Origin of the sequence: Candidatus Nitrospira allomarina (genome assembly GCF_032050975.1) — a bacterium.
GTDB lineage: Bacteria > Nitrospirota > Nitrospiria > Nitrospirales > UBA8639 > Nitrospira_E > Nitrospira_E allomarina.
The window spans coordinates 2,749,140-2,768,961 of sequence record NZ_CP116967.1 but is presented as its reverse complement, the minus strand read 5'-3'; the positions used below and the strand labels follow the sequence as shown (position 1 = coordinate 2,768,961).

Annotated in this window: 19 protein-coding genes; 2 read left to right on the top strand and 17 right to left on the bottom strand. The window is 51.2% G+C overall.

From position 1 onward, the window contains the following. Positions 1–5: 5 nt before the first annotated feature. From fliG to PP769_RS12250, 9 genes are all read right to left on the bottom strand, one after another. Positions 6–1,001: a flagellar motor switch protein FliG gene (fliG, locus tag PP769_RS12290; RefSeq protein ID WP_312640498.1), complete on the bottom strand. Its 996-nt coding sequence runs from the start codon at positions 999–1,001 to the stop codon at positions 6–8. Positions 1,002–1,004: 3 nt separating this feature from the next. Then, a complete protein-coding gene (gene fliF, locus PP769_RS12285; protein WP_312640496.1) occupies positions 1,005–2,597 on the bottom strand; it encodes a flagellar basal-body MS-ring/collar protein FliF in 1,593 nt (530 codons plus the stop codon). A gap of 147 nt (positions 2,598–2,744) precedes the next feature. Beyond that, positions 2,745–3,047, bottom strand: coding sequence for a flagellar hook-basal body complex protein FliE (gene fliE / locus PP769_RS12280; protein ID WP_312640494.1), 303 nt, complete (start codon positions 3,045–3,047; stop codon positions 2,745–2,747). A gap of 34 nt (positions 3,048–3,081) precedes the next feature. Beyond that, positions 3,082–3,525, bottom strand: a complete 444-nt coding sequence (gene flgC, locus PP769_RS12275; RefSeq protein ID WP_312640492.1) for a flagellar basal body rod protein FlgC — start codon at positions 3,523–3,525, stop codon at positions 3,082–3,084. A gap of 128 nt (positions 3,526–3,653) precedes the next feature. Continuing rightward, positions 3,654–4,070, bottom strand: coding sequence for a flagellar basal body rod protein FlgB (gene flgB, locus PP769_RS12270; protein WP_312640490.1), 417 nt, complete (start codon positions 4,068–4,070; stop codon positions 3,654–3,656). 309 nt (positions 4,071–4,379) lie between these two features. Further along, positions 4,380–5,768 carry a sigma-54-dependent transcriptional regulator gene (locus PP769_RS12265; protein WP_312640488.1) on the bottom strand — a complete coding sequence of 463 codons (1,389 nt, stop codon included), beginning with the start codon at positions 5,766–5,768 and terminating at the stop codon, positions 4,380–4,382. A gap of 11 nt (positions 5,769–5,779) precedes the next feature. Next, positions 5,780–6,886 carry an ATP-binding protein gene (locus PP769_RS12260; protein ID WP_312640486.1) on the bottom strand — a complete coding sequence of 369 codons (1,107 nt, stop codon included), beginning with the start codon at positions 6,884–6,886 and terminating at the stop codon, positions 5,780–5,782. A 37-nt stretch (positions 6,887–6,923) separates the two neighbouring features. Continuing rightward, entirely contained in the window at positions 6,924–9,002 is a 2,079-nt protein-coding gene (locus PP769_RS12255; protein WP_312640484.1) for a tetratricopeptide repeat protein, read from the bottom strand. Positions 9,003–9,231: 229 nt separating this feature from the next. Next, the gene (locus PP769_RS12250; protein ID WP_312640482.1) at positions 9,232–10,692 is read right to left on the bottom strand and encodes a sigma-54-dependent transcriptional regulator; all 1,461 of its coding nucleotides are present in this window, start codon (positions 10,690–10,692) and stop codon (positions 9,232–9,234) included. A 289-nt stretch (positions 10,693–10,981) separates the two neighbouring features. Between PP769_RS12250 and PP769_RS12245 the strand changes: the two genes are divergently transcribed. After that, on the top strand, positions 10,982–11,209 hold the full coding sequence (locus PP769_RS12245) for a hypothetical protein (protein ID WP_312640480.1): 228 nt from the start codon (positions 10,982–10,984) through the stop codon (positions 11,207–11,209). Here the strand turns inward: PP769_RS12245 and PP769_RS12240 are convergent, their stop codons facing one another. The 8 genes from PP769_RS12240 to moaC form a co-directional block, all read right to left on the bottom strand. After that, complete coding sequence (locus tag PP769_RS12240) at positions 11,210–11,875, bottom strand: hypothetical protein (protein ID WP_312640478.1); 666 nt, start codon at positions 11,873–11,875, stop codon at positions 11,210–11,212. It lies immediately after the preceding gene. Then, positions 11,860–14,157 carry an LPS-assembly protein LptD gene (locus PP769_RS12235; RefSeq protein WP_312640474.1) on the bottom strand — a complete coding sequence of 766 codons (2,298 nt, stop codon included), beginning with the start codon at positions 14,155–14,157 and terminating at the stop codon, positions 11,860–11,862. The genes PP769_RS12240 and PP769_RS12235 overlap by 16 nt, the downstream gene beginning before the upstream one ends. Further along, on the bottom strand, positions 14,154–15,443 hold the full coding sequence (locus tag PP769_RS12230) for a bifunctional folylpolyglutamate synthase/dihydrofolate synthase (protein WP_312640472.1): 1,290 nt from the start codon (positions 15,441–15,443) through the stop codon (positions 14,154–14,156). The genes PP769_RS12235 and PP769_RS12230 overlap by 4 nt, the downstream gene beginning before the upstream one ends. Before the next feature lie 150 nt (positions 15,444–15,593). Then, a complete protein-coding gene (gene accD, locus PP769_RS12225; protein WP_312640469.1) occupies positions 15,594–16,454 on the bottom strand; it encodes an acetyl-CoA carboxylase, carboxyltransferase subunit beta in 861 nt (286 codons plus the stop codon). A gap of 273 nt (positions 16,455–16,727) precedes the next feature. Next, the gene (moaA, locus tag PP769_RS12220) at positions 16,728–17,789 is read right to left on the bottom strand and encodes a GTP 3',8-cyclase MoaA (protein ID WP_312640467.1); all 1,062 of its coding nucleotides are present in this window, start codon (positions 17,787–17,789) and stop codon (positions 16,728–16,730) included. Beyond that, positions 17,789–18,232 (bottom strand): molybdenum cofactor biosynthesis protein MoaE, encoded by a 444-nt coding sequence (locus tag PP769_RS12215; RefSeq protein WP_312640465.1) that lies wholly within the window; start codon positions 18,230–18,232, stop codon positions 17,789–17,791. Before PP769_RS12215 ends, moaA begins: the two co-directional genes overlap by 1 nt. 25 nt (positions 18,233–18,257) lie before the next feature. Further along, positions 18,258–18,515: a MoaD/ThiS family protein gene (locus PP769_RS12210; RefSeq protein ID WP_312640463.1), complete on the bottom strand. Its 258-nt coding sequence runs from the start codon at positions 18,513–18,515 to the stop codon at positions 18,258–18,260. A gap of 47 nt (positions 18,516–18,562) precedes the next feature. Beyond that, on the bottom strand, positions 18,563–19,066 hold the full coding sequence (gene moaC, locus PP769_RS12205; protein WP_312647052.1) for a cyclic pyranopterin monophosphate synthase MoaC: 504 nt from the start codon (positions 19,064–19,066) through the stop codon (positions 18,563–18,565). A 165-nt stretch (positions 19,067–19,231) separates the two neighbouring features. Here moaC and PP769_RS12200 point away from each other — a divergent pair, with 165 nt between their 5' ends. After that, entirely contained in the window at positions 19,232–19,585 is a 354-nt protein-coding gene (locus PP769_RS12200) for a DsrE family protein (RefSeq protein WP_312640461.1), read from the top strand. The last annotated feature ends 237 nt before the right edge of the window (positions 19,586–19,822 follow it).

Below are 19,822 nucleotides of genomic sequence, written 5' to 3'. Positions count from 1 at the left end.
GCACCTTAGACCATTTGCTCCTCACCCTTTCCTCCCAAAGCTACGCGGCCCTCACCTGCCAGGCGCTGAACGGTTTTAATAATGTTCTGCTGAGCGGTCTCCACATCACTCAGCTTGACCGGGCCTCGAGTCTCCATATCTTCCTTCAGAGATTCCGCCGCTCGGCTGGACATATTCTTAAAGAATTTATCACGGAGTGGACCATCGATCGGTTTCAGAGCCAGCAGTAATTCTTCTTTGCTGACTTCACGCAACACTTCCTGCATTCCTCGATCATCGATATTTTCCAGATCTTCGAACACAAACATCTTCCCACGGATTTCTTCGGCAATCTCCGGATTTTTGCTTTCCAGGGAGGTCAGGATTTCCCCTTCCACATTGCGTTTCACAGAATTCAGGATCTCGGCAACCAGCCCAGTCCCGCCCACGGCCACCGCATTTTTGGAAGAACCCAGACGCAATTCCTCCTGAAGCACGGCATTTAATTCGTCCAACATATTGGGCGAGACTTCTTCTGTGGTGGCTAACCGGTAGACAATGGCATCCCGTTTATTTGCAGGAAGCAATGACAAGATTTGAGCCGCATGATCGGATTCTAAATTGGCCAGAATCAAGGCGCCCGTTTGAGGATGTTCCCCGGTCAATAAATTCGCAATTGACGCCGCATCAAGGGATTTTAAGGTTTCAAATCCGGCATTTTCGGTGGTGCTCAGGGAACTCAGGATTCGACGGGCTTTATCCTTACCCAAAGCCGCATTGAGGATTTTTGAGAGATAGGTTTTCCCTTCCACGGAAAGACCTGCCGTCCCGGCCAATTCCCGGAATTCCTTTAACACCAGCCGATGTTCGTCCTGTCCGACATTCACCAAGGCTCCCAAATACGCACCAATCTGCCGAATATCCTTTTGTTCGAGAACTTTCAACACTTCCACCGCGGCGGTTTCCCCGATGGCCAGCAACAATATGGCGGCTTTTTCATAGCCGGACAATTGACTGTTCACGGATTAGGCCTTTTCTCCTTGCTCTTCCTTTATCCAGGTTCGAATGACTTGGGCAGCGGAAGCCGGATTATCTGCGGCCAGTTTAATGGCTTGCTCCTGGGGGGTTTCGGAAATTTCCGCTTCATACTCGGTCACCGTGGCCGGCAATCCTTTCTGTGGCAGGACCACCGCTGCCGCGGTGGGCTTCGTGAGATTCAGCGCCATCGGTCGAACGACAAACCACAACACCATCACTCCCAGGAAGAAAAAGAGGACAGGCTTCAAAAATCCACCCCAGGAGGCCAGAAACGATTGCACACCTGCCGTCAGACTCTCCTCACCTTCAAGGATGGTGGGAGATTCAAATGGCACGTTGATGACTTCGATTTGATCCCCGCGTTCTTCCGAGAATCCGACCGCTTTTTTCACAATTTGCACCAGATTCTGGATTTCCTGTTCAGGCCGTGGCACATATTTCTTTTCGGAGGTATTCCCAGTCCCCTGTCCCTCAGCGCCCTGAGCCGCTTCATAGGTCCCATCCACTAAGACCGCCACGCTTAACCGCTTAATGGCGCCGGTCGGTTCAATGATTTTGCTCACTTTACGATTGACTTCATAATTCAATGTTTCATTTTTACGTTTGGCTTCCTTTTGCTCTGTTCCGTTTCCTGCCTTGAGCTCGCTGGGCACATTGCTCCTGACACCCGGAACACCCGGTCCCCCGTGGGTCGAACCGGATTCCAGCACCTTCTCCTGACTCCGGTTTTCGCTTCGTACCACCTGGCTATTGGGATCAAAGCTTTCTTCGGTGATTTCCACTTGGCGAAACTCCAACGGCGCGGTGACCCGAATCACAGACTTGTCCCGGCCCAAGACCTGGTCCAACATCGTCTGCACCCGTTGCTCCAGATCCCGTTCTACCCGTCGTTGAGTTTCAATTTGAGAAGCCGTCAGTTGAGCGTCACTATCCGCAGAGTTTTGACTGAGCACCTGACCGTGATTGTCCACGACCGTCACCTGGCCGGGCTCTAATCCTTCGACGCTACTGGCCACTAAATGCACGATCCCCTGAACCTGCGTGCCACCAAGAGGAGCCCCACGCTTGAGCGTCAAAACGACGGCAGCCTGGGCTGGCTTTTGTTCCGTCGCGAACAGACGCTTCTCAGGCATCACCAGATGCACGCGGACCCGCTCAACCTGGGATAATTGCCCGATCGTTCGAGCCAGTTCTCCTTGAAGCGCACGCCGATAATTCATTTGTTGCGTAAAAGGCGTCACGCCCAACCCGGTTCGATCGAATATTTCAAATCCCACTCCAGCCGATTCCGGAAGTCCTAACGAGGCCAGCTGGAGTCGCAATTCATGCACTCGTTCCGCGGGAACTTTAATCGTATTCCCGCCTTCACCCACCTCATAGACGGCGCCTTGCTTGCCAAGTTCCTGGATAATCGCACGCGTATCGTCGGGATTGAGCTGAGAAAACAAAACCACCAATTCAGGGGCCCTTCCGACCATCATCAACATCGGAATGGTCGCCAGGGCTAAGGCCAGGACGACGACCACGCCGATCCGCTGCGTTAAACTTAAGGCTTGAAAATTACTAAGGAGACTATCCATAAGGCTAAGGGGTTTTGCTCAACGCTCTTGATTGAAAAAATGTTGGCCCCAGTCTTACACCCATGAGTCGTGCTCGATATGACCGATGCCGGCTCTCTTTCATTGGGGTCTCCGCCATGATCGCAGCAGCGTCAGCTCAACCATTTCTTACACTTGCATCCGCATAATTTCCTGGTACGCATCAATCACTTTATTTCTGACCTGCATTAACAGCTTAAATGACAAACCGGCCTTTTCCCCGGCAATGACCGCTTGATGTATGTTGACGTTCTCTCCACGGGCGACGGCCTCTTCTAAACGTCCGGCCTCATGCTGCATGGTATTGACGGACTCCACCGCTTTTTTCAAGAGATCGCCGAATCCCTGGTCCTGACTGGCTGGGCCTTTGAGCGGAGTGACCCCAAACGGTTCCGAAACACTCTCAATGCTTTTTATCGGAAGATAGTCCATTTCGCCGTTCTCCCTCCTTCAGTATTGAAGAGCCTTAACGACTCATTTCTAATGCACGAAGCGTCATCGTCTTGCCGGTTTCCATCACGGCTAAATTGGCCTCGTAGGCGCGGGTCGCCGACATGAGATTGACCATTTCCTCGATCGGATTTACATTGGGAAGGTGTACATACCCCTGTTCATCCGCATCGGGATGACTGGGATCGTACAGGGTCCTTAGCGGTCGCTCGTCTTGGATCACATCCGTCACCCGAACCCCGGATGGTTCGGACTGGTCGCCGAAGGCATTGGCAAATACATTGGAAAACCGCTGCCCTGCCGGTGAGGCTTGAAACACGACATCACGTCTGATGTATGGTCCCCCTTCCGGCGTCCGGGTGGATTCCGCATTGGCCAAATTGCTGGCAATGATATTTAACCGCTGCCGCTGTGCATCCAAGGCAGACCCCACGACCGAAAACACTCGATCAATATTCATCGTAACCTCCTTTTTCCAACACCCATATCAGATCTTCACACCCTTCTCATCTTCAGCAACTTCCCGTTTCACTTGTTCTCCCGGCTTTCCTGGAATCAGCGTAATGGGAACCATGAGCTCAATGGAGTTCATCTACCGCCACTACCTCCATCAATGGCCGTATTCCAGCCATCGAAGCGCCCTTTTAAGAATTGACTGACCGCCATATACATCAAGGTATTTTCCGCCATCAGAGTCATTTCTTTTTCCAGATTCACGGTATTCTCGTCTAACCCGGCTCCGGCATCCTGTTTGATGGTGTGCTGAAAGATCCGGGAATCCTCTGAGACAGTGCGCACATGTTTTGGATTGGTGACAACTGACTCCAATGGACCATCCCCTCGAAGAACCGCATTGAAGGTTTCTTGGAAAGGCAGGACCCTGGCCTTGTAGCCCGGCGTTTCTTCGTTGGCCATGTTGGAGGCGATCGTTTCCTGAATGCCGCTCCGGACATCCAGTGACCGCTCAAAGAGTCGCGTGCCTTCATCCCACGGGGAAATCATCATGGTTTCTCTCCTTCCCGACTTTCATGTTCTCCTGTGCCTTCACCTGGATTACCCTGCTGCCGATCCGCGAAAACCTTGACGTTCCGACTCAAGGCAGCAACACCAATGCCAGAGATTATTAGTAAGAAGTGAACAGGACGGGAAGAAATGAGATCCTCCCGCATTCCTCTTGCTCCTCAACTCTCACACCGTACGTTAATGGCTTCAAGGTAACTTTTGCCCGCACCGGCATTTTTTTCCTCTTTACTCCTGCCATTTCTCACAACCCGGAGAAGGGAGGCATTCAAATGTTCTTCCGCTTGCCTTTTCTTAAATACCCAGGGAAAGTCCCCCGTTTAACTGTCGATATTCCCGTAATTTATTCCGTAAGGTACGAATACTGATACCCAATGTCCTGGCCGCATGAGTCCGATTTCCATCATGGCGCTCCAGAGTTCTCAAAATAAGTTCCCGTTCCATTTCCCAGATAGTCCCACTTGGCGCACTGGCATGATTGGCCGCCAACATGGGTTCTTCAAACTGAAAATGCTCAATCAGTAATGGCCCATTGCCCGCTAATAACACACCCCGCTCAATCACATTTTCCAATTCGCGTACATTTCCTCGCCACGGCCGCCGTTTCAAATAAGCCATCGCCTCTTCTGAGATCTCGCACGGCGTGCGCCGGTTTCGCCGCAATGACCGGTTGGCAAAATATTCCGCCAATAATTGAACGTCCTCCGGGCGATCACGCAACGGGGGAATGGTAAACGGCATGACACTCAGCCGGTAATACACATCCTCACGAAACCGGCCGGCCTGAACTTCCTGCGCCAGATTCCGATTAGTCGTGGCAATGACCCGCACATCCACCTGCACCGGCTGCCTGGAGCCAAGGCGATCCACTTCACGTTCTTGAAGGACCCTGAGTAATTTGGCTTGTAACCCCAAACTCATTTCTCCGATTTCATCCAACAACAACGTTCCCTGGTGGGCCAATTCAAACTTGCCGCATCGTCTCGCCAGCGCGCCGGTAAAAGCCCCCTTTTCATAGCCAAACAATTCACTTTCCAAGAGTCCTTCCGGCAGGGCGGCACAATTGATCGCCACAAATGGTTGAGAAGCCCTGGGACTATGACGATGGACATGCCGGGCCAGGACTTCCTTACCCGTGCCGCTTTCGCCTTGAATCAAAATGGTTGCCGGGCTGGCCGCCACCATCTCCAACATGGTGATAGTGTGCAACACTTTCGGATCCCTGGTCAGAAATCCTTCACGCGGCTCTTCACGGCGACATCGTTCCTGTTCTCTCAGAACCTCCAGCCCCGAAACAGGCTGCGCATCTTTCAACTGGTCAACTAATTTTTCAAGACGATCAAGGGGAAAGGGTTTTTGAAGAAAATCGGTTGCTCCATATTTGAGGGCCTCGACGGCTGCATCCACTCCACCATAAGCAGTCATAACCACCACCGGCATATGGTAACCCTGGCTTCGGACTTCTCGTAAAAAATCCATCCCTCCTTTGCCGGGCAAATTCAGATCAGTCAGCACCAGCCATGGGGCCTCACGTTCCATCCGCTCCAATCCTTCATAGCCATCTCTGGCGACCGTGACGGCATACCCATGCTGACTCAACGCGTGAGTCAGGGCCGATTGCAACTGTTCATCATCTTCAACGACCAGAATACCCCGGCCCACTCCACCCTCGGTATCGATCATGCCAATCTCCTTTATTGAGGAAAAAATAGTTTGACGGTCGTTCCTTTGCCGGTCAGGCTCTCCATCTCAATCATGCCTTGATGCACCTGCATAATGTCTTTCACGATCGGGAGTCCCAGGCCGGTCCCTCCCTGACGTTTCGAATAAAATGGCTGAAAAACCCGGGTGAGTTCTTCTTCCGACATGCCACATCCTTCATCGCGAATACTCAATGCCACGCCATTGACTCCGGTGGAGGCGTCCCTTCCCGGAACCGGCCGAGAAGTCCGCCGGCACTGAATCTCAATATGACCCTCAGGCGGAGAGGCCTGAATGGCATTCAGGAGCAGATTCAAGAGAGCCTGTTTTAATAACTGCTCATGTCCCAAGATCTCGAGGAGCGAGGCTTCTCGCTGCCGGTGAATGGTCAGCCGTTTGGTTCTGAGGGGAAATGTGGCCAAAAGCTCCACATCATCCAACAGTTCCAAGAGGTTCACGCACTGCCGATCACCCTTCAATGGCGTGGTGGATGTTAAGAGATTCGAGACCAGTCCATCTAATGAACGAATGGCGTGAAGTAATTGATCCGCCAGCTCTTGACGTCCCTTCCCGGATGGACTCTCGCGCCCCAAAAGTGTGGCAAACCATTCAATACTCGCCAGGGGGTTTCGAATATCATGCGCCAGCCGCCCAACCTGTTCTCCTATGGTCGCCAAACGTTGAATCTGTTCCGTCCATCCACTGTGCGCATCCCCTTCGTATTTGAAATACCGAACCGTCAGACTGGACGGTTGATCCATCCCTCCTAATGGACAATCCCAACAGGACATCCGGCCAGACTTCCACTTCCAGTCGGAAAATGGAACCGGTGGCCATCCCAGGTTTGCCCAGAGATCCTGAACCTGCCAGTTCATCTTCTTCCAATCGATTCCTCCCATCAGCACATGGGCCTCGTGATTGGCCGTCACCACCCGCCCTTTGCGGTTATAGAGCAAAGCCGGCAACGGAAGACTTTTCACCAAACGATGCAGGTGATGATGCAATCGTTGCGTTTCCGCATATTTGGCCTCGAGCGCCAGACTGAGGGTTTCACTGGAGATCGTCGGTTCCGCGGTAGAGTCAAGTGTCGGCCAGCTCAATTCCTCATTCCTCTTGCTACTCAAAGCGATCATTGTTTTAGGATTGAATTGGGGCATCGGGTATCCTGGTTGGTGGAATTTCTTTTGAGGACATTTCATCCAACACCGCCGTGGCAGCTGAACGAATCGTATGTTCCAATTCTGGAGAACGGGTTTGTAATTGACGGATTTCAGCGAGCAGCGCGGCCGCTTCATCCGGCTTTCCCATGTATTCAAGCGAGGCCGCTAACCGATATTTGGCCCAGGTGTGCAAGGCCGGCGGCGCCTCATAGGCCAGGACTTGATCGTACTGATGCTGGGCTTCGACATAATCCCCATGATCAAACATGGCATCCCCCAAACGGAGGACATCGGAAACCTGCGTGGGTTGAATAGACACCACCCGTCGGAGGTCTTGCACCATGGACTCCATCCGCCCGAGCGCTCGATAGGCGCCTGCCCGATTCCGGAGCACATATCGTTGCTCCATTTCACCGTCCACATGCTGGAGAGCCGCCGAGAAAGCTTGTATGGCTTCTTCATAACGTTTGTCCGTGAGAGCTTCCAAGGCAAGAATGGTCTCCACCCGCCCACGCCCCTGGCCGTTGGGAAACTCCCGGAGATAGGACGCCCCCGCCTCTCGCACCCAAGATGTGTTTCCCTGTTCCTGAGCAACCACCACCTGCTGAAGACGAATGTCTTCCCGAAGGGGACTGTCAGGGTACTCCTTTAAGAGTTGGTCATACCAATGCCAGGCTTCTGCCGGAAGGTTCACCTGCTGATAGGCTTGCGCCACTATGAAGAGACGCTCCCGTTCCAAGGGCACCAGCTGAAAGGCGTCTTGATAGTCGGTGTGAAACTTGAGTAACGGCACCCAGGCTTTCGAATCATAGAAGGAACGAATCTGATGCTGTAACAAGCGGGCGAGTCGACCCTGTCCTGCCTGACGCCTCTCATCGGACGAGGTTACGAGAATGAGGCGGGTATAGGTTTGAACCGCATCGGCGTATTCCCCTAGCGCCTGATAGGCTTGCCCCATCCACAGCAGGCCCTCATCAGCCACATCCCTTTCTAGAGCATGACTAAGCTTTCCGGCCGTTTCTAAAACATAATCCCATGAGAGCGAGAGATAGATTTCCAAATCATCAAACCGATGATATACCTTGACCCAGTCCTCCTTGGCGTGCTCCTGCGTGACAAACGCCACGACCCATCTGGTCAGCGCGGCCTGGCCACGTCGACCGGGTTCCTGGTCGGGAAAACGTTGTCGGGCTTGATCGGCAAAATACAAGGCCAGATATTCATGCCCGTCTTTCCGTAATTTTTCTGATATTTGGTTCAAGGCCATCCCGGATGGTTCCTCGTGGGGATGAAGATTCACCGCCAACAAAAATCTGGATATCGCCAGGGCGGGATTTCCAACTGCAAGTTCCGTTAATCCATACTGATACGATGAATTCCCAGACCGGCGAATGAGTTCAGGCTTTTCGGCTTCAACTACCCGGTACCAGTAGTAGGCTTGCTTCCACGCCTTCGCCATGGCCGTGGCATCCGCCAACCCTAATGCAGCCTTCAGGCGATGGCCACTCCACTTGGGTTCTTCTACCACTCGTCTGAGAATCAGTGCTGCTTCCAAATATTGCTTATTGCCCAGATACCCTAGCCCGGCCTCAACCATGACTCCTCCCGCTAACGGATGATCGGGATAGGACCGGAGAAAATCTTCGAATATTCCGCTGGCTTCTGAAAACCATCCAGCCTCCCAATACACATTACCCATGGCACACACGGCCCATGGGACATACACACTCTCCGGATCACTCATTTTCATCGCTTGCAGACGCTCGATGCGTTGAAATTTTTCTCTACCCGGTTCATCCAACGGATCAGGAAGAGAGGCCAGGACCCAACGGGTCCCTTCTGCAAACTGCCCATGCTCCTGCTCTTTTAGATAGGTGGCAAACATCTCTCTGGCTTCCAGGAGTTGTCCGGCGCGTAATGCATCCCGTCCCTGTCGAATAATTTCCGGCATAACCATGTCGCGGGAAACGTACCAGGAAAAATCAGAACACGGGCCTCCCAAAACTGCGCTGGGCCAGAAAACACACAACAGGGCAATCCAAGTACATTTCCTCACTTTTGGTTTCTGCTCCAACCTGATAGACCTCTTCAGCAAAAATTAGACCGGAGTCATTCTTGCCGATGGCAAAAAATCGACGACAGGGTTTTCGTTGAAAAACCAGGAAGTTTTGCAAGGACGACGACGAACGGACAATATTGCCGACGTCAAGGAGTTGACGGAATGGTCAGAACCTCAGGCTTGTTCGGAATGGGAGGACGGCAGGAAGGCCGGGCGTGCTCGATTGTTACACGTCGGCCAGATCTTCCGATGGGGTCGCGCGTTGTGCAACCACTTCGGCCAGTGATTTCTTTTTTAGCTTTTCAATGAGGGTGGTGCGATTGATTTGCAGAAGACGAGCCGCTTTACTTTTGACCCAATTCGTTCGCTCGAGCGCTTCAAGAATCAACCGGTTTTCAAACTCCTCAACCGTTCTGGAGAGGTCCATCCCGGCCACGGGAATTGCCGCCGGCATGGTGGGGAGATGAGAGGAGGGTAATCGCCGGATTTTTTCCGGCAAATCTTCGGGGACGATCATCCCCCGCCGTTTCAAAATGGCAATCCGCTCGACGATGTTTCCGAGTTCACGAACATTTCCCGGCCAGGGATATTCACATAAAAGACTCATCGCCTCATCGGCCACTCCGGTAAGTTCCGCTTTCCGGCGATCATTGAACATCGTGATGAAATGCTGGAGCAAGAGCGGGATATCTTCGACCCGATGCCGGAGAGGAGGAACCAGAACCGGCACCACGTTTAACCGGTAAAACAAATCCTCGCGAAATTGTTTCGCAGCCACCAGCGTTTCAAGGTCTTGGTTCGTGGCGGCAATAACCCGAGCATCCGATTTATATGTTCGAGTACCCCCTACTCGTTCAAACGTTCGCTCTTGTAGGACCCGAAGGAGTTTGACTTGGAGCGGGGGACTCAGATCTCCGATTTCATCAAGGAAAATTGTGCCTCCCGTCGCCAACTCAAATCGTCCGACTCGAGATGCGACCGCTCCGGTAAACGCCCCTTTCTCATGACCGAACAATTCACTTTCTAATAATGCCTCGGGAATCGCTCCGCAATTAACAGGAATCAGGCTTCCCTGGCGCCGCATACTATGACAATGAATGGTCTGAGCAATTAATTCTTTGCCGGTGCCACTTTCTCCTAAAATCAGCACGGTGCTATCGGTATCCGCCACGCAGTCGATCAGCTGAAACACTTCTTGCATCACCTGACTGGAGCTAATGAGTTTTCCTAAACTAAATTGGCCTTTGACGGTTTTTTTCAATTCGACATTCTCGTCCTGAAGACACTTGACGCGTAAGGCACTGGCAAGCGTGGCACTCAGCACATCCATGGAAAAGGGTTTTGAGAGAAAATCAAAGGCCCCGGCTTTAATTGCTTTTACCGCCATCTCTACCGACCCATATCCCGTCATGACGATCATGACCGGATGATTTGGAAGTTGCGTAATGCGCTGGACCAACTCAATTCCGTTGATGTCAGGAATCATCACGTCGGTCAAGACAATATCGAACTGGGAAGACTCGGCCAGAACCAAGGCGTCGGCGCCGGATTCCGTGTCCACAACCTGATGTCCCTCATCCTCAAGCTGCAACCTGATAGACTCCCGCACATCGATTTCATCTTCAACCAGCAGGATCCTGGCAACCTGCTTCGCGATAGCTGATCCAGCAGAATCGAACGCATCCATGAATAGCCTCCCTCTCAGCCCAGGTAAACGCACATACCGTTGACTCGGTTGTACAGTAAAGGAACATAGCTACCCCATTTGACGGGGAAGGTCAAGCGTCGTTTTTAATTTTGCCCCAATCCTTACAGGGTCTTTGCCCCTCGCCTTATAGTCCTCGAAGAGACCCACATTCTCCATGAGCGATTAAAACCCCTGATCCATAGGTATATTTAAGAAATACCCAACACGTTCCGACAAGAATACCTAGAGAAAAACGGAATGAACCTCTGACGCACGATCCCGACGACCCATGGACACGCCACAACTTCCACAACCCGCTCCCATGCCGATATTCATCCTCTTTGATACCCAAACCGGCTATCTCTACGGTCATCTTTTTGCCACAGGGCCGGAAGATCCTTTTCTTCAGGAAGTCATTGACTGGTGGAGCCGTTATTGCTCAAACAGCCCTATTGGGGTGGATTACCCGGGCGTGACCAAACACACGGAATTGGCCAGTAGCCCTGCCTCCAATTAATCAGGGCAATACCGTCCAAACCGCTAAGCCGGATCGAAACACCAACATCAGGCCTGACAGGTGGATGATCACAATATTCGCATTGGCTTCCGTCTGGTCAATCGTATTGCCGGATGGAAGATCTTGTGAAAAAAACCCTCCGGTCAACGCCGAAAATCCCAAAGCCCGTCGATTGGTAATGTGCACGGCCACATAGTCATTCACGATACTCTTCACCAACACCTCTCCGGCCCCCCAAGGTTCTCGTTTCCAACGACCAAGATCACTTTGAAAACCGTAGGCCGCCTGTTGACCTTGCACAATAATCATTTTGGGAGTGACTGTGGCAGCGATCACTTCCTCCGCCGAGGAAAGATTCATGTCCGCCCACCGTTGTAACCGACCTGAAAATCCGAGCAACCGTGTGGTTGTCTGAACATATCCCGTCACACCTTTGCTTTCAACCACCAGCACGTCTTCCCCCGACGCTAACACCTTCCTGGCAATTCCCTCGCCGGACGTGATGCCAAACAGCTGTCCTCTTGCCGACGTGATGGTGACCTGATCAGTCACGACTTCTTGCGACCAGGCATGAAGTGGCCAGACGGCTAAACTCCATAGAATCACCACCGGGACCGTGCACATTCGCATAGGTAAAATCCGCATGACGGTTAGCGATAGTCCCAAGGAATTCCACGCTCTCCTGCCATGATGGGGCCCAAGATCAGTTTCATTAATTGCGTCCCATGCCCTTGGGTCCCCCACAACCCGGTCAAGCTGATGAGAAATTCAAATTGTGAGCGGTCAGGAAGTCGGGTATACGTGAGCCCGAGGGAAAAACAGCGACAGGGATTCTGGTAGAGTCCGACCACATCCCATTCCGCCGTCTGTCCCGTTCGTAAGTCGTGATACCACTTGGTGCCTACGGTCACACCATAGGGCAAACGCACTCCACCTCCAGTCGTGAGATAGAGGATTTCCTCATCCGGAGCCAACACTTCATTAAACGACACGGGATTCCAAATATCTCCCCGGCGGACTCTCGTTCCTTCTTTGGTGTACCGCTGACCAACGGTCATATACCATGTCTGCCGGCTTTGGATGAGCACATCGGTGTTCATCTGAGAAAAATATTTCCTATTCGGATCGTAAAAGGCATCGACCCTCAGATTAAAGGCCGAGATGAAGGCTGAGGAATCGACCGGTGAATGAAAATGCCCCCGTGTCCAGATATCCGAAAACCGGGAGGCGAGGGGTGGGGGATTGGCCACATGATAACTTTGGGCAAAGAACAGATCCAACCAGGCATTGGATTTTCCGCCACCAATTTGGCTTAGACGATTTTTCAAGGAATAGGTCACCAAACTCTTTTGGATTAAATCATCCACGGCATCGATTTGAACTAATTCCGATTGTTTCGTCTGCGGCACATACTCATAAATCACATTCGGTTGTAGAGAATGACGGATCCAATTCCCATCGCCGAAGGAAAACCGTTTCGAGACATTCGAGAACAATTCAGCCCCAACCCAAAAGGTTTCACGATGTTGGGCTGATTTCTCCGTGAGCCCCCGCGTATAGCCTACTTCACGAAACTTCACCTGGGGACGGAATCCCAATGCATGCCCCAGATGGAGCCCTTCCATTGACAGTCCCGGCATCACATCGATCCGACCGACATCGAATCCTGTCTGCCTGTGAAATTGCACCGCAGTCGTTTCCGCAGTCAGCGATATGGGACTGCCCAGGACACTGGGATTCATGAAGCGATGTCCGATTTCGGGTAACCGCTGAAAGGTCGAATTCCCGCCGGTGGCTAACGGCTGAATATATTGGCCGGTAAGATAGAACGCTCCATGATCAAGCCGTTGCAAAATAGTGAGATGGGACTCTTGGCTGGGTAAAGCCCGTTGAGTCCCGGAGCTGCTAAAATTTTGCAAGACCGTTCGATCACTTGAAAAATTGGCGCGCATTCGTAACGACAAATCAGGGTTGAATTGCTGAGCATGAGCTCCTCGAACTTCGGCTCGCCCACGATGTTGCTGGGTATCATAGAGCGAGCGTATCAACCATTCTCCCTTTGTGAGCCGATTCCACATATAGCGATATTCCAGATCCGCACCTCCTCCACGCTCCGTTAAGATTTGGGGGGAAATGGTTAAATCATTGCTGGGATTGATGGCCCAAAAATACCCCTGCCGATACTGGTAACCGAATTGCGTATTATACCCGGTCGTAGGAAATAAGAATCCGCTTTTTCGAGAAGCGCCCAGCGGATATCGGAAGGTGGGAAGGGGGATGACCGGCACATCGTTCACATTGAACCATACGCCCTTCCCAAACAAACTGTCCTCATATTCCACATCCATATCATGAAAGTTAAATCGCCAGGCTGGAATCTCGCCATTCTTCGCATCACAATTGGTAAAGGAACCCTCCTTGATCCGATAATGGGTCTCAGAAAAACGCTGAAGCCGTCGCCCCGTCACAAAGGAATTCTGCTCCTTGAGAAAAATATTGCCATTCGTGATCACTCCCGCTTCGGTATTGAGATTGAGCTCAAGCTCTTCCGACCAGATATCGGCCTTCACATCTCGTAAATGCACATGACCACGCGCTGTGAGACGCCCCGTGAGCTTTTGGAGGGTGGCTTCATCCGCATTGAGATGAATGGGTCCACGTGTGATATCCACAGCCCCGGTAGCATGATACTCTTCCCGATCATTATCATATTCAATTCGGTCGGCATTTATCGTGACGGGAACTCCCTGTGAGGTTGATTCAGCAGAGTCCTTCTCAGCTGAGGATGCTGCAGGGACTTCCTCGGATTCAACAACGGAGGCGTCCGATTGCCCGAACACGGTTTCTCCCGCGGTCAGTATCGTGATGAAGATCAATATACCAAGTATCAATCCATGAGACCGGCGCGAGAGAACACACCGGTCATCTCCCAGGTTCGCATACGTCACGTTGGAAAACCAGGCTGAGTGAGCCGATTGAGTACCTCCCCAACCAGAAATAACGACCCGGTCACACAGATCACGTCTGTGGGATTCGAGATGTCTTTGGCCCTGCAAACAGCCTCCCATGAATCTGCAAGTAAACACGGCACAAGATTTTTATGATCGACGGCCTGATTGAGCTCATCTACCGACGCCGCCCTTTCTATCCGTGGCTGGGTGAGAATTAGGTGGTCTACAATTGGAATGAACACACGCAGAAATTCCTGAAGATTCTTGTCGCGCATCATCCCAACCACCAAAATGAGTTTTCGTCCCGCGCCATCATGAATTTGTGAGTGGAGAAAGTCAAATAACACGTGAGCAGCCGCAAGATTGTGCGCGCCATCCAGAAGCAGAAGTGGATTTTGTTGCACAATTTCTAATCGACCTCTCCATCTCACGTCTTGCAAACCGGTCCGGATGGCCGACGGTGAAATAGGGAATGTGCCATCGACGGCCGTCTCCAATAACGCAAGAGCATTGGTCGCATTCACCAACTGATGCCGGCCGGGCAAATTCGTCTGCAGGCCTGGAAGAGTCCATCCCGGCCCTTGATAGGTAAAAGTCGTTGCGCTGGTTTCCAGAAGGGAAAACTCCTGCCCCATCCGAAAGCAGGGTGCCTGCCACTTCCTGGCCTGGGTCTCAAAAATATGAAGAATATCTTTCGGCATGGGTCCCAATACCACCGGAGATTTTTGTGTAATGATGCCGGCTTTCTCCCTCGCAATCTTCTGAAGAGAGTCTCCCAAATAGGCCTCATGATCAAAACTAATCCCCGTTATCAAAGCACCCATGGGGCTCAACACATTGGTCGCATCAAACTGTCCGCCCATCCCGACTTCTACCACCGCAATGTCCACTTGTTGGTGTTGAAAATGTAGAAAAGCCAGCGCGGTCGTAAATTCAAAAAATGTGAGGGTTGTGAGGGGATTGGCGATTCGCCGCATCTGGTCAGTCAGGGCACAAACTGATTCTTCCGAAATGTCTGTTCCCTGAACACGTATGCGCTCTCGAAAATCAATCAAATGCGGGGAAGTATACAGACCAACCCGGTACCCGCTCGCTTCAAGGATCCTGGCCAGCATGGCTGAGGAAGAACCCTTCCCGTTCGTACCGGCAACATGCAGGGTGGGATATCGGTGCTGAGGATTCCCCAGCCTGCCAAGAATATCGGTAATGGCTTCCAGGCCGAGCTTGATACCAAACCGGTGCAAGGAGAAAAGATAGTTAAGCGTTTCTGGATAGCTAGCCACAGGAATCGAAACTGGGCGGGAGACAATAAAGGGAAGGAGATTTCGTATCAATAATAACTACAACGTATGGCTCTCACCATGAACGGGATAGCCCATCGTCATGGCTGTTGAGATCCACAGGAGCACAAGGAGAGCCTGACCTTTCGGCCATTACCCCGAAGAGGAAGAGACTTCTGTGACGCAATGCGAAAGCAACGTTTCCAGGGTTGGCTTGAGAGTTTTTCGTTCCACGATATGATCAACCATGCCATGTTCCAACAAAAACTCAGCACGCTGAAAGCCTTCAGGCAAATGTTCTTTGATCGTTTGTTCTATGACCCGTGGGCCGGCAAACCCAATCAGCGCCTTCGGTTCCGCTAGAATGATATCCCCTAACATTGCGACACTGGCAGTGACCCCCCCAAAGGTCGGATCCGTTAACAGGACAACAAAGGGCATTCGAGCCTCTTGTAATTTGGCCAAAGTTGACGCGGTTTTGGCCATTTGCATGAGTGACAAAGTCCCCTCTTGCATTCGTGCGCCACCGGAAGTCGTGACCAACAAAAATGGCATATGCTCCGTCAGCGCGTGGTCGATTGCCCGACAAATTTTCTCGCCGACCACCGATCCCATGCTCCCACCCATAAATGAAAAGTCAAAAATTCCAAGCGCCACGGGTTTCCTGCCAATTTGGCATCGCCCGGTCAAAATTGCTTCTTTTTTTCCCGTTTTTTCTTGGGCCTTGTGAATGCGCTTGCGGTACGGCAATGTGTCCACAAATTGTAGGGGATCTCCTGGAACTAAATCTTCATCCCATTCCTCGAATGAACCAGGATCGACGATCAATTCCAATCGCTCACCAACCGATAGCGGGAAATGGTATTGGCATTTCGGGCAGACTTTTAAGTTTCGCTCAATCTCGCGTTTAAAAATTATGGCGCGACACACTGCGCATTTAACCCACATCCCTTCCACGATTTTAATGGACGTACCTTCGGGATCCGTGTTTTTATTCCGTTTAAACCATCCCATAAATCAGTCTATCCTTAAGCTTCTTTCATGAACGCAACGCACGCGAACCTAAATACAGATCTGGCTGAGATAAAGAAAATGCGAAAAAGGCAGGGAAAGAACACAACAAGGAATCATGGACTCCGACACAGTCTTCGGTCACGACACAGGACATTACCATAGGGAGGTTGAACCGGCAAGAATCAGTCGAAGAAGGCACCTCTAACTCCCAGGCTGTTGGGGGATACTGGCAGGAGGAGGACGCGACACGGAATATGGAGGAAACGCGGGGGATCAGCCTCCCCTTGCATGCATTTCCAAATGCGGATCTTGGCGCAATCGCTCAATGTCAATGTACCGGCCACGGCCACTGACCTGTTCAAGCTCTTTGCGTTCTTCCGCCCCCCGATCTTGTCGGGATTCCCAGACAGACTGGATGATGGAGAGAATATCTGTTTGTGATCGTTCCATTCGAATGAGCTTGCGAAGGTCAATGCCGGTTTTGGCATACAAACACAAATACCACATCCCGTCAGCCGTCAACCGACTCCGGTCACATGTCGAACAAAAAGGGACAGTAGTGGAAGAAATAATACCAAATATTGTTCCATCTGATAACCGGAATCGCTGTGCAGGAGCCGAACTGACCTCCTCCACGGGCTCGACGGAACCATAATACTCCCCGACCATCTTCAAGATCTCTTTCCGGGAAAGAACCTTTTCCGCGGACCAGTCATTGGCTCCGCCTACATCCATATATTCGATAAAACGCACTTCTCCGTTGACCCGCTTGCCGTATTCAAGCAAGGGAATGACTTCATCTTCGTTGTATCCCTTCATGGCGACCGTGTCCAGCTTCAACCCTGTGAACCCGACCCGTCCCACTGAAGCAATGCCTTCCAACACTCTGTCCAATGTATCGCGTCGAGTCAGCGCTTTAAACCGCTCGGGCTTCAACGTATCCAGACTCACCGTGACCCGATGGAGCCCGGCGTCAAAAAGGGCCTGCGCCTGTTCACTCAACAACACCCCATTGGTGGTCATCGCAATATCATGAATGCGAGAGTTTTGACGAAGCATTTTGATGAGTTCCGCCACGTTATTGCGTAATAGAGGCTCGCCCCCGGTAATACGCACGCGATCAATTCCCCGATCGGAAAACACATTCGTCAGGAAAGCGATTTCTTCAAACGTCAACAGATTTTCCCGAGGAAGCCACACATAATTTTCCTCAGGCATACAGTACTGACACCGTAAATTGCATCGATCGGTCACGGACACCCGCAAGGATCGTAAAGGACGTCCCCAGACATCTTTGACCGCATCCGGCAGAGTCACGGCTCCCCCCCCATCCATTATGGGTGTTCCTCCACCCACACTTCGCCTTCCGGCGTCGTTTCCATTTTCCAGATTGGAGTTATTTTTTTGAGTTCATCAATACACCATTGGCAAGCCTTAAACGCATCGGCACGATGCTCAGCGCCAACAATGATCAGCACAATATTTTCACCAATTTCAATGGGACCATAGCGATGGAGGACCAATGCCTCAATGATGGCAAAATCACGAAGTGCCTGTTCTCGGATTTCTTTGAGTTTTTTCTGGGCCATCCCTTCGTAATGATCAAAACTCATGGAACTTACGTCTCGACCCTTGGAACGATCACGAGCCGTACCCAAAAACATAGCAATACCCCCGATTCGACGGGACCGGGACCTCACTCGATTCAATTCTTCATCAATTGAGAAATTTTCCAGTTGCACCCGAACCAGCATACTTTCTTCTAATTCAACAGCCATCGGATTGCCCTTTCTCCTGAGCTCATTATTCGCCTGATCCTCCCGCGAAAGGAGGCAATAATGCGACCTCATCAGCCGTATCCAGCACCGTGTCCCAATGAGCAATTTCCTGGTTCACCGACACCAGCACTTTTTTCTTTTCGAGCAATTCACCAACCTGAGGATACTCCCTCTGTATGGTATAAACCAGATCCTTGACCTGGTCACCTTCAGAAAAGGCCACGTCTAAATCCTTACTTCCAGGAATCATGGTCTTTAACATCCCGAATAATTTAATCTTCACAATTTACAATTCCCACGATCAAGCTGGAAGAATGAACATCATCTTTCCTATCTGTCTTTTTGCACACGGATATATGTTCCTGACTTTCCTCCGGATTTTGAAACCAGGGCTACCTCTCCAAACTCCATGCCTTTATCTACCGCCTTACACATATCGTAAATCGTCAGAGCTGCCACGGAAACAGCGGTCATGGCTTCCATTTCCACTCCGGTATTTCCGGTGGTTTTCACCGTTGCTACAATCGTAATGACACACCGTCCATCCGAATTAGGCAGAGAGTCTTCTTTGAAGTCAACATCCACTCCTGTGAGAAGTAAAGGATGGCACATCGGGATCAAATCCGGAGTCCGTTTGGCCCCCATCACGCCGGCCACTTGAGCCACGGCCAGCACATCACCCTTCGCAATCCGACCTGCATGAATTTTTTCAAGGGTTTCCGGCAGGACAAACACTTTTCCCTCTGCCACCGCTACACGCTCGGTCGGAGGCTTGTCCGTCACATCAACCATTCGAGCCCGTCCGGACTCATTAAAATGCGTAAGATTTTCCATCATCAAAAATAATCAGACATGAAAATTTCTCTTGAAAATCAGTAAATTATAAAGACAGAGGAAAAACGACGTCAAGCAAAACATCTCTCCTGAATATTCTCTTGACAGTCAAGCTCATTCCACCTATAAACAGTCGTAAAACCTTATTATTCGAGGGTTTCTCCCATGGACTCCACTACAATCATAGCCAATTCTACTCTCGCCAATAAAAAATTAGGCCTCCTGCTCTCTACCTCACCCGAACATCCCAATGCAGAGACAGTCTACCAACTCTCCAAAACCGCGTTAGCTAATAAAGTAGATACCTATTTGTATTTCATTGATGAGGGAGTCAGAAACCTAGAGGACCCGAGATTTCCGGAGTTGGCGAAGAACGGCCTAAAACTATTTGTGTGTGCCTATGGATGCCAACAACATCACATCTCCACCGACGGATATGGTAAGGAAGTGACCTTTTGCGGCTTGGTTATTCTCTCAAACATCATCGACGGTTGCGACCGTTTTCTGGCGTTTAATTAACTTCCTACCCCACTTTCTTCTCTGAGCTTCTGCCAATGATACAAAGTCCCCGAAATTCGAGGCAGTTATTTTGTGGACCAAAAGGATGCCAAGCTTCCTATTCCCATTGGCATGGTGAATGCCATTTTCATCAATTATTTGCGGCCCGACTTTAAACCAGCCCGGATCGTCCTCTCTTCATACCTAGTGTTTACAAACAAAAATTTTCGATTGAAACTAAACCAGCCAGACGGTACA